Raw genomic sequence first — 16,383 nt, 5'->3', positions numbered from 1 at the left:
GCGGTCTCATAGATTACCAAAAACAACGACCCCATCGACCAACGTGGCATGAACCACCGCAGGCAATTCATGATGCAAAAATGGGGTATTGCGATGCGCGCCACGAATCACCTGCGGCGTCACCGCCCAGTCATTGGCCTCATCAAACACGACAAAGTTTGCTGAGCAGCCGACTTGCCAAACAGGCACCGCCAAACCGAGCACACGATACGCACGTGACACAGCCGCCGTGAGCAAAACCGCAACATCCACACGCTCCTCTTGAGCCACCTTAACCAACAACGAGAGCAACCACTGTGTGCCAACAGCACCTGCCTGAGCCTGTCCAACGGGCAATTCTTTCGCATCGGCATCAACCGCCACATGGTCAGACACGACCACATCCACCGTGCCATCCATCACTGCCGCACGCAGCGCAGCACGATCACTCGAAGTACGCAGTGGCGGATTAAAGACAAATTGGCTATCAAAGTAGCCCATGTCGGTATCCACCAAATGCAAATGGTGCATATTCACATCACAGGTCACATTCAAACCATCTTTTTTGGCAGAACGAATCAGCTCAACCGCACGGCTTGATGACACACGGCAAATATGCACCCGTGGTGCAGCATCCCCCATACCGCGCAACAATTCAAACAAGGTATATAACGCAATCGTCTCAGCGGCAACTGACACACCCGATAGACCCAAGCGCGAAGCGTAAGCGCCCGATGCCGCATAAGCCTCCTCACCCGCACCGAGATAATAATCCTGAACACGCAACCAAACGGGTAAGCCAAAACTCGCCGCATATTGCAACGCCCGCGCCAATACCTGAGTATTTTGAATGCTCACATCGGCTTGTGAAAACGCCACACAGCCATGCTCGGCAAGCGTCGCCATCGGCGCAAGCATTTCCCCCTCAAGCCCTTGCGTGAGTGCACCAATTGGATACACATGAGCCAATCCCAGTGCTGCGCTGCGATTTTTGAGCAATGTTACCAAACTGGGCTCATCCAAAATCGGCGTGGCATCAGGCAAGCACGCCACATGCGTCACACCACCTGCAACCGCCGCGTTCAGGACATCGGCCATCACGTCGCCGTGATGTTTGCCACCCTTCTCCGTCAATCGAACCGCCAAGTCGGCCAAGCCAAAACTGATACAAGCACCTGCACCTTCAATCACCGTCTGCGGGACAAACCCAGCAGGCATTTCGCCAATGCCAGCAATCACACCATCTTGCACATAAACATGGGTGGTGTTTTTGTCGGTATGCACCACATCCGTTGTATGCACCAATCGCACATTTTTAATCAGTACATTCATGCGCCATGCCCTCCCGCCAAAATCGCCATCACAGCCATGCGCGCCGCGATACCAAAACTCACCTGCGGCAAAATCACTGCCTGCGACCCATCGGCCACATCAGAGGCAATCTCCACCCCACGATTAATCGGTCCTGGATGCATCACAATCGCATCAGGTCTGGCATAAGCGAGTTTCTCTGTGGTCAAACCATAGTGCGCGAAATATTCCGCCTCGGAGGGCAACAATGCGCCGTGCATCCGCTCTTTCTGCAAACGCAGCATAATGATGACATCAACGTCGCGCAGTCCCTCTCGCATGTCATGATAAACATGCACCCCCATTTGCGCCAAGCCACTGGGCAGCAAAGTTTGTGGGCCAATCACACGCACCTCAGGCACGCCAAGCGTGGTCAACGCGTGAATGTCTGAACGCGCCACACGTGAATGCAAAATATCGCCAACGATGGCGACACGCAACAGAGTGAAATCTTTTTTATAGTGACGAATCGTCAGCATGTCGAGCAAACCCTGTGTCGGGTGCGCGTGTCGTCCGTCGCCTGCGTTAATGATGTGGATGTCTTTACGATCGATTCGATTCAGATGCTGCGCCATGAGATACGGCGCACCCGATTGATTGTGTCGCACGACAAACATATCCGCATGCATCGCCGCAAGGTTGTCCATCGTGTCGAGCAGCGTTTCGCCTTTCGAGGTGGAGGAGGCTTCGATATTCAGATTGACCACGTCAGCAGACAGCCGTTTAGCCGCAATTTCAAACGTGGTTCGCGTGCGGGTGGAGTTCTCAAAGAAAATATTGAACACCGACTTACCGCGCAGCAGAGGCACTTTCTTGACATCGTGGTCAGACAACGACAGAAACGACTCAGCGGTATTGAGAATGTGGTGCAGCGTGTCGCACGAGACACCTTCGAGTGTGAGTAAATGTTGCAAACGACCGTCAGCGGTCATCTGTGGATTACGCGCGTTGCGCAATTCTGCCCAAGGCACAGCAGGCGGTGTATAGGTTTGGGTATTCATGATGCCTCCACAGCTGCGTTTTGGCGAAGTGGTACGCGGAAACAAAAACGATTCGATGAGTCGCGTTCAAGCACCAATTTATAAGCCGCATCAAACTCGCTGCCCCCCCCGACAAACCGCGCAGCCATAGGCAACTCTCGCCCGCCGCGGTCAAACAACACAGCCAAATCCACCCGCGCTGGTCGCCCAAAGTCGAAAATCTCGTTCAACGCTGCTCTCACGCTGCGACCACTATTGAGAATATCGTCACACAAAATCACCGCACGCCCATCCAAATCAACAGGCACATCGGTGGTTTTGACATTGGTGCGAATCCCCGTCGTCGAAAAATCATCCCGATAAAACGAAATATCAATCGTCGATAGCGGTTCGCTCAAACCCAAGTCTTGATGCAATCGCTCAGCCACCCAAGCACCACCGCGATGCACACCAATGATGACAGGCGGCACACTAAAGGCAGCCACATGCGCACGCACTTCGCGTAGGAGATGAATATATAAATGTTCCGCATCAGGGATTCGGCTGGTTGGCGCGTTAAACTCTGTGTTCATAACATCCCATTATTTGATTTTTGATATAACCAGATAAAAACTAGTCAAACCCGCTCGATTCGTCGCAACTACTTCACAACTCGTCCAAAAACTGCTGCAATATAACAGCGGCGGCCTTATCATCCTGCGGCACTTCGCGCACAGAACCATCAGCACGACGTTTTGATTGGGACATTAAAACAGCCGATGAATACCGCTCATCGACTTCGTGCACCACCACATTAAATTCATCACGCAACCGCTGGGCAAAAACCTCGCACGCCGCTGTCATCTCATGCGGCGTATAGTCGGGCTGTCGTGGGATACCAATGACCAACTCAGACACCTGCCACTCATTCACCAACGCCTTTATTGCTTGCAATACCTGTGCATCACTCTGGCGAGTAATGATACTCAAGGGCGTCGCACTTTTGGTCAAGTTATTGCCCACCGCAACGCCGACACGCTTTTTACCATAATCAATTGCCAAAAGCGTCGCTGCCATCAAGCGTGCCCCGCTTGATCTGACAGCATGGCCGCATCAAAGCCCAATAAACGCATCGCTTGTTGATACCGCTCACGTGGCAAGGTTTCAAAGAGCACATGCTCATCGGCAGGCACAGTCAACCAAGCGTTTCGCGCCAACTCAGCTTCGAGCTGACCCGCACTCCATCCTGCATAACCCAGAGCGAGCAGCATTTTGTCAGGGCCTTGACCACGCGCCAAGTCTTCCAATATATCACGCGAGCTGGTCAGCCCCACGTTGTCATTGATTTTAATGGTGGCGGCGTATTCGTGAAAAGGCGCGTGCAAAACAAAGCCGCGCTCCGTTTGCACAGGCCCACCGACCAAAACAGACTCGCTGGCATGCGCTGCGTACTGAATCGACATTTCGTCGACTACATCCAGCTTGGTCAGCACATCAGAAATAGTCACATCGGCACTGCGATTGACTACCAAGCCCAATGCCCCGCTGGCATTGTGCTCGCAGACATAGACCACCGTGCGCTCAAACGCATCTCCCAGCTGACTGGGCATGGCAATGAGGAATTGACCGACTAAATTGGTTGGTGCGTTAAGGTTTGTGATTTGAGGTTTGGAAAGATTCGTATTCATGCCGGCATTTTACCGTAAATCGATGGCCGAACATACTGGGCTGATGATTTGCCCACTCAAACTGGCGCCAATGCGACGAAACCAACCAAAAACTTCTCTAAATCGTCCACCACAAAACGGTGATGCGGACATCAACCGCTTCTGTCATGACATCTCGCAAGGTGTCTTTGATGGGAAACAGCATTTTTTGTTGCACCACATCACTTTTGAACAACCAGACTTGCGGCGGTGAAATAAGGTATTCGGGCAGCAATCGCTCACTGACCACATCGTACAGCGCATCTAAATTCACACCAAAATAATCAGGAAAACCCAATCGATTCGCCATCGTCATCAGCACGTCCTGCTGCGTCACAGCATGACGCAAGTCAACAGTCAAAACATCGGCAGAGCACTCATCAACGCACAAACTCAAACATTGACCAATCTCATCGTATGCCACGTCACGCATTTTGCCCGCGACATCCACCCACAAAGCATCGCTCATTTTTCGACAACCCTATAAAACGTGCGGTAGTGATCCGCTGTGTAATAGTACTCCCCACTGGTGGCCACATCGCCCGTCTTGCCTTTTCCTGCGACAATGCGGCGTGCGCCACGGTTGTCAACCTTTGGTGTTTTGACCGTGTACTCTTGGTAATAGCCACGCGGCTGTTTGGGCAAAAGCCCCTCTCGATTGCCAAACACCGAGCCGTCTTTGCTGTACGGAAACCGGCCGCGCGCCTTGATGATTTGAATCACCGATTGCGCCTCGCGCGGTAGCCGCGCGTACTCAATCAGACCATTGGCCATGGGTGACTTTGACTCGTCTACGACCGGTGAGGTCATCATAGACTGCGAGACATCAGCCTTACGCGTTCGCAATATGTTGCACGCGGACACCAAGGCCAACGTGAGCACAATACCAAACACTAAGGAAAACCAATTGATGCGTTTCATGGCGTGTCTTTTAAAAATTCGTATTGGCGTTCATTCTACCACGTACATTTATCTGGCTGTTTACCACTAACCCAAGCACTCATGACACCCAATTTACTAGGGGCATTTTATTCAATCCTTTGCAGACAATCATCTTTAATATAACAACACAAATCAATCATCGAAAGCCATCTATGAATCTGCACCTCTATTTACCCATCTCCGCCTTTGCCTTAGCCGCATCAATTTCCTCTGGTCCTGTGAACATCGTGTCTTTATCAGCAGGCGCAACCCATGGGTTGCGCGCGACCATGCGCCATGTGTCGGGTGCGACATTTGGTTTTACTTTGTTGCTGCTGTTTATTGGCTTGGGTTTGAATGAATTATTGCTGGTATTCCCAAATTTCACGGTCTGGTTGCAGTGGGCAGGTGTGGTGTTTTTAGTGTATTTGGCGTGGCAGTTGCTGTGCGACAGTGGGCAGCTCGGTGATGCAGAGCAGATGCGCCGCCCATCGTTCGTATCGGGTGCGTTAATGCAGTGGCTCAATCCCAAAGCGTGGTTGGCATCCGTCCCAGGCATGGGCGCTTATGCCTCTGATGGCTCGCTGTCTTTGGTGGTGCAGTTTGCATTGATTTATTTTGTGGTGTGTTATTTTTCGCTGGCGGTGTGGGCGTATGTGGGTGCTTACTTGGCGCGTCATGTGCGCAATCCGATTTATTTGCGTTGGCTAAATCGGACTTTGGCGGTTTTGTTGCTAGTCAGTGCAGGGTTTTTAATGTTGGAGAATTTTTAATCCAATCAACTCACAACATGGCGTATTGGCGTGGCGTTGCCGCCACTTTGCGTTTAAATACCCTTTGAAAATGAGCTTGGTCGGCAAAGCCCAATTCGTGAGCAATGTCGATAGATGCTTTGCCCTGTTTGAGTAATTTTTGCGCCAACAATATGCGGTGATTAAGTAAATACGCGTGTGGGGTCAAGCCAAAATGCGCCTTGAACGCACGCACCAAATACGAAGGACTCAAATGTGCCGATGCGCAAATATCAGCCAAACGCAAAGACTCTGTGCAGTGTGTGGCGATGAAATGCGCCGCATCTTTGAGTCGCGGGTGCGCGATGTTGGGCAATGGGGCGCTCGTGCTTAGGTGTTCGTGCAATAAATGATTCAACAGACCAAAAAATTCCACGCAGGCAATTTCTTTGCACAAAATATCTTGGTCATCATCGACTAAGAGTGCGTGAAAACCCACCAAGGCATGAAAGAGTCGCGTATCCGTGCTCAAATTTGTGTTGAATGGTTGAAACTGGGAGCGCTCGTGAATGCCCCAATCATTTTGTAAGCGCGTCATCCAAGCGGTATCGACAAACAGCATCAAATACGACCAAGGCGCACCCGCCACCGATTTACACGCATGGACATCGTGCGGATTAATAATCACCACCGAACCTGCCCTGACCTCATATTGCACCGAACTGTTTTGATAAAAGTTTGCGCCATGCGTAATCGCACCAATCGAAAACATATCGTGACTGTGCTCGTCATACGCCAATTTTTGGCTGTTTTCAATTGAGCGTGCCTCAATAAATGGCAGATGCTCATCGCGCCAAAAATGGGGGATGTTCATGGACAGGGTTCTTTCTATTTAGTTTATAGGTCTGATTACAGCGTATAAGTGTTTCGACCAAAAATGCAAAAATTGGTTTGCTGCACGCTCGTCAAAACCTAATCTGCTTTATCAACCTATGCTTTGATCTCGCCAAAATTGGCTTGGACCACTGCCAATGCGGTCATATTCACCACACGTCGCACAGTCGATGAGCTGGTCAAAATGTGCGCTGGGTGTTTCGCCCCGAGTAAAATCGGACCGACGGCGACATTGTTGCCCGCCGAGGTTTTGAGTAAATTGTACGCGATATTAGCCGCATCAATATTGGGCAGAACCAGTAAGTTGGCTTCACCTTTGAGCGTTGAGAAAGGCATGATGTCTTTACGCATGGCAACATCAAGCGCAACGTCACCGTGCATTTCACCATCAACCTCTAAATCCGGTGCACGCTCACGCAAAATCTCATAAGCCGCACGCATTTTGAGTGCCGATGGTTGGTTTGATGTGCCAAAGTTTGAATGCGAGAGCAAGGCAACACGCGGCACGATGCCCAAGCGACGTACTTCTTCGGCAGCCATCAGTGTGATTTCAGCGAGCTGCTCAGCCGTTGGGTCATAGTTAATGTGGGTATCGACGAGGAATATTTGTCGGCCAGGTAGCATCAAACCATTCATGGCCGCATAGGCATTAGCTCCGTCTTTGTAGCCGATGACTTGGTCAATGTATTTCATGTGTACATCAGTAGCACCGAATGTACCGCAAATCATAGCATCGGCATCTCCATTGCGTATCATCATGCCACCGATGAGTGTGCCACGACGGCGCATTTCGAGGCGTGCGTAATTGCGCGTGACGCCTTGACGAGCAGACAGCTCGTGGTAGCTTTGCCAGTATTCGTGGTAACGTTCATCAAAGTCTTGGTTGATGATTTCAAAATCCACACCTTGCTTAATGCGCAAACCAATCCGCTCAATGCGTTGCGCCAGCACCGCAGGTCGCCCAACCAAAATCGGCTGCGCAATGCCCTCATCAACAATCACCTGCACGGCACGCAAAACCCGCTCATCTTCACCTTCTGCGAACACCACACGGGTTTTGCCGCCATCTTTCATGTGTTTTTTCGCCAATGAGAACACAGGCTTCATGAATGTGCCGCTGTGATAGACGAAGTGCTGCAATGAGTCCACATAAGCGGCCATGTCTTCAAGGGGACGCCTGGCCACGCCGCTGTCCATCGCTGCTTGAGCGACAGCGGGAGCAATTTTGGTAATCATACGGGGGTCAAATGGCTTGGGAATCAAATACTCACGCCCAAAACTCATGTTGGCAATGCCGTAGGCAGATGCCACCACGTCGGATTGCTCTTGACGAGCCAAATCAGCCACAGCGCGCACAGCCGCGACTTCCATCTCGCGTGTGATGGTGGTTGCGCCCACGTCGAGTGCACCACGGAAAATGAACGGGAAACACAACACGTTGTTTACTTGATTGGGATAATCCGTGCGTCCCGTGGCAATGATGGCGTCGGGACGAACTTCTTTGACCAACTCAGGCAAAATCTCTGGGGTTGGGTTCGCAAGGACAAACACTAATGGATTCGGCGCCATACGCTGCACCATGCTCTGCTTAACCACACCTGCCGCAGACAGCCCGAGTAAAATGTCCGCACCGTCAATCACTTCGGACAACGTGCGTTTGTCTGTCTCTTGGGCAAAGCGCTCTTTGTCTTCATCCATCAACTCAACTCGGCCTTTGTAGACCACACCTGCCAAATCTGTGACCCAAATATTTTCTAACGGCAAGCCCAAATCCACCAACAAATCCAAACAGGCTAACGCTGCTGCACCCGCACCAGAGGCCACAAGCTTAACCTCTTTAATGTCTTTGCCTACAATGTCCAAGGCATTCAAAATCCCCGCGCCAACGACAATCGCTGTACCATGCTGGTCATCGTGAAACACAGGGATATTCATCCGCGCACGCAATTTTCGCTCAACAATGAAACAATCGGGTGCTTTGATGTCCTCAAGGTTAATCCCACCAAAGGTCGGCTCCATGGCTGCGATGATTTCCACCAGTTTATCAGGGTCGCTTTCCGCCAGCTCGATGTCAAACACATCAATGCCTGCGAATTTTTTAAACAACACCGCCTTGCCCTCCATCACGGGCTTACCTGCCAACGGGCCAATATTACCCAGCCCCAACACCGCCGTGCCATTGGTCACCACACCGACGAGATTGCCTCGCGCGGTGTAGCGCACTGCATTGGCGGGGTCTTTGACGATTTCCTCACACGCCACAGCGACACCGGGCGAGTAGGCCAAAGCGAGGTCGTGCTGATTGGTGAGGTTTTTGGTGGGGGTGACGGAAATTTTACCGGGCGTGGGTTTTTCGTGATAATCAAGAGCGGCTTGTCAAAACTGGTCATTCATCGTGGGTTGCGTCATGGTGGTCTCCGTCGTTATAAAAAGCTCCCTTGATTCTACGCCGATTGTGGTGTGGTTAAAAGAGACTTTTGCACCCGTTTTTATGCCATTGACCACTTTAAAAAGTCACCCAATACAGTTCAGATGTGGCTGCCTTTTTTAAAGAAAGCCTGCATAATGCGAACGTTGATTGGAATGAGGCTTTTATGATGCGTCACTTGTCTGACTGCTCCGCTTTACTGTTTGATGGCTCGCACGCCGATGCGGTCAGCCGTTTGTTTGTCGGTGGACAACATTCTTGGTGTGTCACCACCACAGATGGCGTGGCCGCGCTTCATCAGGCATTGAGCGAAATTGATGACGCCACACGAAAAGGCGCTGATGTGGTGCTGTCTATGTCCTACGACGCATGGCGTGCTTTTTCAGTAGCCGACGGATTAGTATTGTCCGAAAAGCCGCACATTCACGACACCCCATGGTTGCAAGCCATACAGTTTAACGCACCCACCCAACTCAGCCGCAGAGAAGCCTTGGACTGGTTGCACAGACAAGCAAATTCAGCCACCACGCATTTGTGCCCAGTCAAATCATTGGTCGATGAAGCAACGTTTGTCGAGCACATCCACACCATCCGCTCACTCATCACCGCAGGCGATACGTATCAGGTCAACTACACATTCCCGCTCACCTCTGAGCTGATTAGCGACACGGCAGATGACGCCGCTTTGGCCGCGGTTTATCATCAGTTGGCGCAGGATTTACGGATTCCATACGGGGCTTTTTTGATGTTGCCACACAGTAGCGTGCTGTCATTCTCGCCAGAGTTATTCGTCGAAATGACACCGACCGCGCTCACCTGCCGTCCGATGAAAGGCACCGGCGCTGTCGCGGATAACGACGTTGAGAACACCCGCCGCGCCGCACTGCTGGCGGCAGACCCAAAGAATCGCGCAGAGAACCTCATGATTGTTGACCTCATGCGCAACGACTTATCCCGCTTACCGCAAACCAGTCGCGTCACCGTGCCCAAGTTATTTGACGTTAAACGCTACGGCACCGTGCTGCAAATGACCAGCACCGTCAAGGCTCACCTCACACATCAACCCAGCCTCTCTGAATTATTTAACGCATTATTTCCTTGCGGCTCCATCACTGGCGCGCCGAAACGACGAACGATTGAAATCATTGACGAGCTTGAGTCACACCAACGTGGCGCGTACTGCGGGGCGATTGGCCACATCGAGCCTGCGGGTAATAACCTCATCAATGCCACCTTTGCCGTGCCGATTCGTACTATAGAAACCTGTGTGCAACCGACGATGAACTTTGCTCACTTGGCACATTGGCAGTTGCGTCTGTCAGTCGGTGCGGGTATCACATTCGACTCAAATCCAGAAGATGAATGGCAAGAGTCATGGCTCAAAGCGAAGTTTTTCACTCAGCACACCCAAGTATTCGAGCTGATTGAAACCATGCGCGTTGAGCCATCGTCAAGCATTCCACTTTTTGCAGCACACATGGCGCGCCTCACCAGCAGCGCAAAGGCCATGAACTGGCCTGCCCCTGACATATCTCTGATTCATCAGCACATTCATCAAGCGATTGATGATACCGAATGCCCACATGAGCCATTTCTGCGGCTGCGCCTATCTCTCACTGCTGATGGGCAAATTAATATCCACATCACCAAGCCTGAGACCATCGCCGAACCTGTTTACTTTGGCTTGGCTAAGTCACGCACACAGTCAACCAACCCGCTGCTGATTCATAAAACCACTGCACGCGCCGTGTACAATGCCGCACTGTCACAAGCCAAATCACGCGGTCTATTTGACCTGATATTCCTCAACGAAAAAGGCCAGCTCACCGAAGGCGCACGCAGTAACTTATTCATCCAAAAAAATGGGTTGTGGTACACACCGCCCATCTCGTGCGGTGTGCTCGCAGGCATCCAGCGAGGTCAGCTCATCACTGAGCTATCCGCCCAAGAAAAAATCCTCCATGAGGAGGATTTACGAGCGGCAGACCAAGTGATTTTGTGCAATGCGCTGTACGGGTCAAAGGTCGCCTCACTCGTCGACTAAATCTGCCGACAGCAGTGGTAAGCGCACAGAAACCGTCGTCCCCACCCCCTCTTGGCTTTCGATATCAACCGTTCCACCATGGCGGCTAATCACGGTGCGCGCTATGACAAAGCCGACGCCCATGCAGCGTGCTTCATCTGGTTGATTGCGCTCAGACAGCCCCGCAAGCGACTCATGACCATGTAGCAAGACATCAATTTGCTCGGCGGTCATACCATACCCCTCATCCACAAATTGACACAGAACCCGCTCGCCTTCAAGTGGCACCCGCAGCCAAATACGACTGCCCGCCGCACTGTAGCGAACCCCATTTGACAGCAAATTGACAAACGTCAGCACAAACAACTCACCATCAGCGCGCAACCACGCAGCTTCTGCCGCGAAGCGTTCATCATGAGCGAGGAGAAGACTCATATTTTTAGCAGTTGCCTGCGGCATGAGCTGCTCCAGTGCATCGCTTAACAAAAGAGCCAAACCAACGTCATCCCAACGATACTGACCCGCTCGTGCATGCGAGATGCGCGCCAAGTCATGCGCCTAATCCAATGTATGCTGAACACATGCCGCGATTTTTGCGTGCAGTTCGTCTTCTGAAAGTCGGGGGGTCGCATTTTTGTAATGCGAGCAAAGACAAAATAGCCACCGAGGTGAGCGCAAGTCATGTGATAAAAGCTCAATCAAATCAGTGCGTTGACTCTGAGCCAAACGCTCATCGGAAAAATCCAAGAAATGAATCACCCAAACCGTATCATTTTGCTTGTTCGCGTAGTCTTGCGCATTAAGCCCCATCGTCTCAAACGACACCGTCGTCACATGCAAGACAAATATCTGACCATCATCGCGCTGTAGCTCAATCCCCTGCTGCAGATTCAGCCGCGGCGATGTGGTCGATTCAGGCTTCGCCCAGTTGGCACCCACGCCTTGCAACAATGTGGCCAAATCAGACGCATCCGAATCAAACAACCGCTGAGTATCACGATTGACCAGCATTATCTCCCCATCAGACATCACCACCAAAAGTACGGTCGACATGTGATCCAAGCTGTCATAAGTGAATTGATACATCCGTTGCATCTGCTGCACTCCAGGTTCAATCGAGTGCGGCACGAACCAACGCTGCCTGCTCGTCGAGACACTAGCCAAAAGCGGCCAACACTCGGCCTGCGCGAGCGACAAACCAGCCTGCGCATAGCCAATCACCACAGACAAGCTCGCCAGCTCCACAACAAATAAGCCAGAACCAGCAGCAGCATCACAGACGGCGCATGATAACGCTCCTGCACCCAAAAAATGCAAGCATCAGAGTCAATAAAGGCACAACCCAATTGACCACAACCAGCCACGGAGAAATCAGCTCCTCAATCTGCTGCCCACAGAGCAAGCTGTCCAAAATATTGGCATGTATTTCTATCCCCGATATCAAACCTGCTGAACCTGACTGCAGTGTCGTGTATTGGTCGCCCATACTCACAGCAGTCGCGCCCACGAGCACGTACTTGTCCTTAAGAAAAGAACGGCACTTCACCGCTGACAACACCAGCATAGGAAATCGTCGGATAGTCATCTTTGGGGACATTAAATGGGATGCGCAAACGGTTGACCTTTGCCAAAGCCGTATCATCAACCAGCAGTCTCGTTGCCAACGCCCACGGACGACCCATCGCATCAGACACGCTCAAATCAACTTGCCTGAGCACACCATAGACATCGGGTCGCACCAAAATATGTCCAAGCATGGCCTGCTCGGCCAGCACCGCGACAGGCTCAATCAACAAAAAATCAAAAAAAACCGCCTTCGGCTGCCCTTCAGCCAATTGATGAAAAAGCTGGGTATGAATCTCACGAGACCACGGCCATCGATCCAACTGCTGCAAACTGTAGTCATCAATCCCCACATAAAAGCCCTGAAACAGCATTGCCCTTCATGAGACTTCACGTGACTCGATTGTTGATAAATGCCAAAAACCCTGTGTCTCAATAGAAATAGGCAAAAAAAAATGACAGAAACCTCTGTCATTTTTTTGTACTCATATTGGCGATTTAGAAAATTATATCGTTGCTACAAATCGAATGTGTGAGTTGATTGCCCTTCACTTCTGATGCAATACCCTCATAGCCTTCTCAAAACGCCCGTCAAGCCAATCAGGCAAAATATGCTGCGCCTTGTCCATCGCTTGCTCAATCGCGCTGCGCTCAGACTGTTTGGGTGGCTTGAGAACATAATCCACAACAGGCTGAAGCGGTATGCTGCTGTTTCGAGGGTGATCGATGCCAATGCGTAAACGCCAAAATTGATCGGTGCCCAGCTTGGCTTGAGTGTCTTTGAGGCCATTGTGGCCGCCCGTCGAACCACCCAACTTGAGCTTAGCAGTGCCCACGGGGATATCCAGCTCATCATGCAAGACAAGGATATCATGGGAATTGATTTTATAAAATTGAGCCAGTGCGTTAATAGAAGCACCTGAGCGATTCATGTACATCATGGGCTGTAAAAACCAAATATCGCCATCAGCCGTGCGTGCTTTGGCAGCCAACCCTTGAAATTTCGACTCAGGTGCAAGCCTGACGTTGTATTGACGCATGATGGCCTCGAGTAACCACCAGCCTGCGTTGTGGCGAGTGTTTTCGTACTCTGCGCCGGGGTTACCTAAACCAACAATGAGTTTGGTGGCATGTGTCATGGATGTGGTTTATTTCAATAGTTGTTTGATGTCATGGGCAATGGTTTTGGCGTCGGTATTGTAGGGAATACTGACACGGGTTTTACCCGCTCTGTCGATTAGGTAGCTATTGGCTGTGTGGTTGACCATGTAGTTTGGCCCTGTGCCGACTTTCTCAAAGGTGATTTGGTAGTCACGTGCGAGCTTTTGGGTGTTGGCCAAATCCGTGGATGCCCCAATGAACTTGGGATTAAAAGTACTGGTGTATTGTTTCAATATCTCTCGCGTATCACGCTCAGGGTCAACAGAAACAAAAACCACGCGCAATTTATCAGCATCTGCCCCCAATTCATCCATTACCAGCTTCATCTGCCCCATCGTTGTTGGGCAAACATCGGGGCACTGTGTGAAACCAAAAAACACGGCTGTCACTTGAGGACTGGCTTGGTTGAGCTGAAAATTTTCGCCATCGGCAGCAGTGAGTGGAGTCTCTGTCTTGAGCCCACTGCCTGTGATGTCTTTATTCAAAAATTGTGCGGATGGCTGACAAGCCGCGAGCAGAGCCACCAGACCCGCTGTCAAAAAGGTATGTTTCATCATGAGGGGTAATTTCGTTTGGTTAGTTGATCGGCCAGTGATTCGAGTGAAACCGTGTGCTCGGTTTTGGCGGCTTTCACATTGGGTTGCCAAACTTGCCCATACAAGACTTCAAGACTGATGTGACGTAACCCTTGGTTGAATAAACCATGCGCTTTGTCCCACCAAACTTGGGTTTCCTCATCAGATTTCGATTGTAACGCGGGCAGAAAAGCAACAAGGTCTTGCCATAAAGTGTCAAACTCGCTGTACGACAGGGTGAGTGTTTCCACATCCAACACAGGTAAACCAAAACTAAGTGCTTGCAAACGCGCCCCCACATCCATGATGTTGTGCCAGTGTGTGAATAAATCCAGCCACTCAGGCTGTGCATTGACCAGCTCAGGCAAACTACCATTGGCCAGTGTGGCAAACAGCAAAACCCCATCAGCCGAAAACCATTTTGGCATCACAGCCATGGTAACAAGCACATCATCACTCACATCAAGCACCATCGGAGCGAAGACCAATGCCGTTTGGGATGGCGCATAATCTGCCGCACTGAGCTCCGACCAACTGATTCGGCTGGACACACTCGCGCTCATGGCTTTTTTCAGTCGTTGTACCCAATTCATCTCGTGAGCAGCCTCATTACACACATGTGTTTGCTCAATCAGGCTGTTTGGATACGCCAATTTCCACTCCGAGAGTGGCAACGGCGCGGTGCTGATTTCGTGCACTTTTTGACGACTCACCTTAATCGACTCCGCGCGCGTCATCAACTCGCGCGCAGCGTACTGCACCAAAGCGGCAGGCAATGAAGGCTTAGACTTAACAAGGAAATTCACGTAATATGCACTCAAAAAGGCCAATCGGATGAAACGCATTTTAACACGGACACGACAACTCAAAACAAAAGCTGCCAACCACTTCGCCGCGTGGCTCGGCGGCTGTGTTCGCTGTGGCGCGCACCGATGCAGCAATGTCAGCCCTCGACTCTGTAAAACCTGCTTTGACAGCTTATCAGGACTTGATACCCTGCGCTGTTCATGCTGCGCCACGCGACTGACCACAGACGATGCACTGTGTTTGGATTGCATACAAAACCCGCTCTCATTCCAAAGTACACAGGCCTTCGCTGATTATGAGGGCGCATTGCAGCACATGATTCTCGCGTATAAGTTTCACCACCAGCTTAAATTTGCACCATTGCTCGCCGACCTTTTCACCGTGCTGCTGCGGCAAGCGCCCAAACAATCGCTCATCATCCCGATTCCACAGATGTTTGAGACCACGCAATCTCGTGGCTTTATTCCCCTTTGGCATATTTTGAAGCAAACCGACATCGACGGTCATTTTGCGCCCGACGCACTGATGCGCATTCATCACAGAAACCTCCAAGTCTCAGCCACTGCCGAGCAACGCCGCCGTCAAATCAAAGGCGCATTCGCTGCCACGTGCGACCTTAGCGATACCGACATTGTGCTCGTTGATGACGTCTACACCACGGGAGCGACACTTAATGAAGCCGCGAAAGCTTGCCAGCAAGCAGGGGCAAAAAGCATCAAATGCCTCGTCCTCGCTCGAGGGAAGTGGTTAAAATAGCACCTCCTCAACCGACTCACTCATTATGTTCAACATCGTTCTCGTCCATCCCGAAATCCCACCAAACACAGGCAACATCATTCGCCTGTGTGCCAATACAGGTGCGCAGTTGCACCTCATCAAGCCGCTTGGTTTTCCGCTTGATGATGCCCGTATGCGCCGCGCAGGTCTGGACTACCATGAATTTTCTAAACTCAAAGCCCACGAGTCATGGGCTGACTTTATGGCGGATGAGCAACCCGACCCAACACGCATGTTTGCACTGACCACCAAAGGCTCGCATGTTTTGAGCAAAACCACCTTTCAAGCAGGCGACTGGTTTATTCTCGGTTCCGAAACACGCGGCCTGCCTGACGAGATCCGTGAGTCTTTCCACACACAGCAGCGCATCCGATTACCCATGATGCCGAACAACCGCAGCTTGAACTTATCCAATACCGCCGCCATCATCATCTATGAAGCATGGCGACAATGCGGCTTTGTCGGTGGCGAATAAAAAACCGTGCCTCACAAGGCACGGTTTTTTTATC

At 51.2% G+C, this 16,383-nt stretch carries 17 protein-coding genes and 2 pseudogenes; 4 read left to right on the top strand and 15 right to left on the bottom strand.

Annotated elements, in window-relative coordinates; translation table 11 throughout:
• Window positions 1–6: 6 nt before the first annotated feature.
• The 7 genes from IE082_RS06970 to IE082_RS06940 all read right to left on the bottom strand — a co-directional run bounded on the left by IE082_RS06970 (window position 7) and on the right by IE082_RS06940 (window position 4,915).
• Window positions 7–1,311 (bottom strand): dihydroorotase, encoded by a 1,305-nt coding sequence (locus IE082_RS06970; protein WP_189493194.1) that lies wholly within the window; start codon window positions 1,309–1,311, stop codon window positions 7–9.
• On the bottom strand, window positions 1,308–2,330 hold the full coding sequence (locus IE082_RS06965) for an aspartate carbamoyltransferase catalytic subunit (protein ID WP_189493193.1): 1,023 nt from the start codon (window positions 2,328–2,330) through the stop codon (window positions 1,308–1,310). The genes IE082_RS06970 and IE082_RS06965 overlap by 4 nt, the downstream gene beginning before the upstream one ends.
• Window positions 2,327–2,881, bottom strand: coding sequence for a bifunctional pyr operon transcriptional regulator/uracil phosphoribosyltransferase PyrR (gene pyrR / locus IE082_RS06960; protein ID WP_189493192.1), 555 nt, complete (start codon window positions 2,879–2,881; stop codon window positions 2,327–2,329). Before pyrR ends, IE082_RS06965 begins: the two co-directional genes overlap by 4 nt.
• Before the next feature lie 73 nt (window positions 2,882–2,954).
• On the bottom strand, window positions 2,955–3,365 hold the full coding sequence (ruvX, locus tag IE082_RS06955; RefSeq protein WP_229809753.1) for a Holliday junction resolvase RuvX: 411 nt from the start codon (window positions 3,363–3,365) through the stop codon (window positions 2,955–2,957).
• On the bottom strand, window positions 3,365–3,949 hold the full coding sequence (locus IE082_RS06950) for a YqgE/AlgH family protein (RefSeq protein ID WP_189493240.1): 585 nt from the start codon (window positions 3,947–3,949) through the stop codon (window positions 3,365–3,367). Before IE082_RS06950 ends, ruvX begins: the two co-directional genes overlap by 1 nt.
• A gap of 124 nt (window positions 3,950–4,073) precedes the next feature.
• Window positions 4,074–4,463, bottom strand: coding sequence for a barstar family protein (locus IE082_RS06945; RefSeq protein WP_189493190.1), 390 nt, complete (start codon window positions 4,461–4,463; stop codon window positions 4,074–4,076).
• On the bottom strand, window positions 4,460–4,915 hold the full coding sequence (locus IE082_RS06940) for a guanyl-specific ribonuclease (RefSeq protein ID WP_189493189.1): 456 nt from the start codon (window positions 4,913–4,915) through the stop codon (window positions 4,460–4,462). Before IE082_RS06940 ends, IE082_RS06945 begins: the two co-directional genes overlap by 4 nt.
• Before the next feature lie 179 nt (window positions 4,916–5,094).
• On the opposite strand from IE082_RS06940, the gene IE082_RS06935 reads away from it, so the two are divergent.
• Complete coding sequence (locus IE082_RS06935; RefSeq protein ID WP_189493239.1) at window positions 5,095–5,688, top strand: LysE family translocator; 594 nt, start codon at window positions 5,095–5,097, stop codon at window positions 5,686–5,688.
• Window positions 5,689–5,698: 10 nt separating this feature from the next.
• On the opposite strand, the gene IE082_RS06930 is transcribed toward IE082_RS06935, so the two are convergent.
• Both IE082_RS06930 and IE082_RS06925 read right to left on the bottom strand, forming a co-directional pair.
• On the bottom strand, window positions 5,699–6,520 hold the full coding sequence (locus IE082_RS06930) for an AraC family transcriptional regulator (RefSeq protein ID WP_189493188.1): 822 nt from the start codon (window positions 6,518–6,520) through the stop codon (window positions 5,699–5,701).
• 116 nt (window positions 6,521–6,636) lie between these two features.
• Window positions 6,637–8,916 (bottom strand): annotated as a pseudogene (locus IE082_RS06925) (NADP-dependent malic enzyme); the annotation flags it as partial.
• 218 nt (window positions 8,917–9,134) lie between these two features.
• On the opposite strand from IE082_RS06925, the gene IE082_RS06920 reads away from it, so the two are divergent.
• Window positions 9,135–11,012 (top strand): chorismate-binding protein, encoded by a 1,878-nt coding sequence (locus IE082_RS06920; protein WP_189493187.1) that lies wholly within the window; start codon window positions 9,135–9,137, stop codon window positions 11,010–11,012.
• Here IE082_RS06920 and IE082_RS06915 read toward each other — a convergent pair.
• The 6 genes and pseudogenes from IE082_RS06915 to IE082_RS06885 form a co-directional block, all read right to left on the bottom strand.
• On the bottom strand, window positions 10,998–11,540 hold the full coding sequence (locus IE082_RS06915) for a sensor histidine kinase (RefSeq protein WP_189493186.1): 543 nt from the start codon (window positions 11,538–11,540) through the stop codon (window positions 10,998–11,000). The genes IE082_RS06920 and IE082_RS06915 overlap by 15 nt on opposite strands.
• A gap of 9 nt (window positions 11,541–11,549) precedes the next feature.
• On the bottom strand, window positions 11,550–12,308 hold the full coding sequence (locus IE082_RS06910; protein WP_189493185.1) for a hypothetical protein: 759 nt from the start codon (window positions 12,306–12,308) through the stop codon (window positions 11,550–11,552).
• Window positions 12,265–12,928, bottom strand: a pseudogene (locus IE082_RS11470) (CHASE2 domain-containing protein). Before IE082_RS11470 ends, IE082_RS06910 begins: the two are co-directional and overlap by 44 nt.
• Before the next feature lie 174 nt (window positions 12,929–13,102).
• The gene (gene pth / locus IE082_RS06895; protein WP_189493182.1) at window positions 13,103–13,693 is read right to left on the bottom strand and encodes an aminoacyl-tRNA hydrolase; all 591 of its coding nucleotides are present in this window, start codon (window positions 13,691–13,693) and stop codon (window positions 13,103–13,105) included.
• A 9-nt stretch (window positions 13,694–13,702) separates the two neighbouring features.
• Entirely contained in the window at window positions 13,703–14,272 is a 570-nt protein-coding gene (locus tag IE082_RS06890; protein WP_189493181.1) for an SCO family protein, read from the bottom strand.
• Window positions 14,269–15,111: a hypothetical protein gene (locus IE082_RS06885; protein ID WP_189493180.1), complete on the bottom strand. Its 843-nt coding sequence runs from the start codon at window positions 15,109–15,111 to the stop codon at window positions 14,269–14,271. Before IE082_RS06885 ends, IE082_RS06890 begins: the two co-directional genes overlap by 4 nt.
• 13 nt (window positions 15,112–15,124) lie before the next feature.
• Between IE082_RS06885 and IE082_RS06880 the strand changes: the two genes are divergently transcribed.
• Together IE082_RS06880 and trmL are read left to right on the top strand one after the other, a co-directional pair.
• The gene (locus IE082_RS06880) at window positions 15,125–15,853 is read left to right on the top strand and encodes a ComF family protein (RefSeq protein ID WP_189493179.1); all 729 of its coding nucleotides are present in this window, start codon (window positions 15,125–15,127) and stop codon (window positions 15,851–15,853) included.
• A gap of 25 nt (window positions 15,854–15,878) precedes the next feature.
• Window positions 15,879–16,349, top strand: coding sequence for a tRNA (uridine(34)/cytosine(34)/5-carboxymethylaminomethyluridine(34)-2'-O)-methyltransferase TrmL (trmL, locus tag IE082_RS06875; protein ID WP_189493178.1), 471 nt, complete (start codon window positions 15,879–15,881; stop codon window positions 16,347–16,349).
• The last annotated feature ends 34 nt before the right edge of the window (window positions 16,350–16,383 follow it).

Source organism: Formosimonas limnophila (assembly GCF_014652675.1).
GTDB classification, from domain to species: Bacteria; Pseudomonadota; Gammaproteobacteria; order Burkholderiales; family Burkholderiaceae; genus Hydromonas; species Hydromonas limnophila.
Note: the sequence above shows the minus strand (reverse complement) of the source record. Positions and strands in the feature narration are given on the sequence as shown.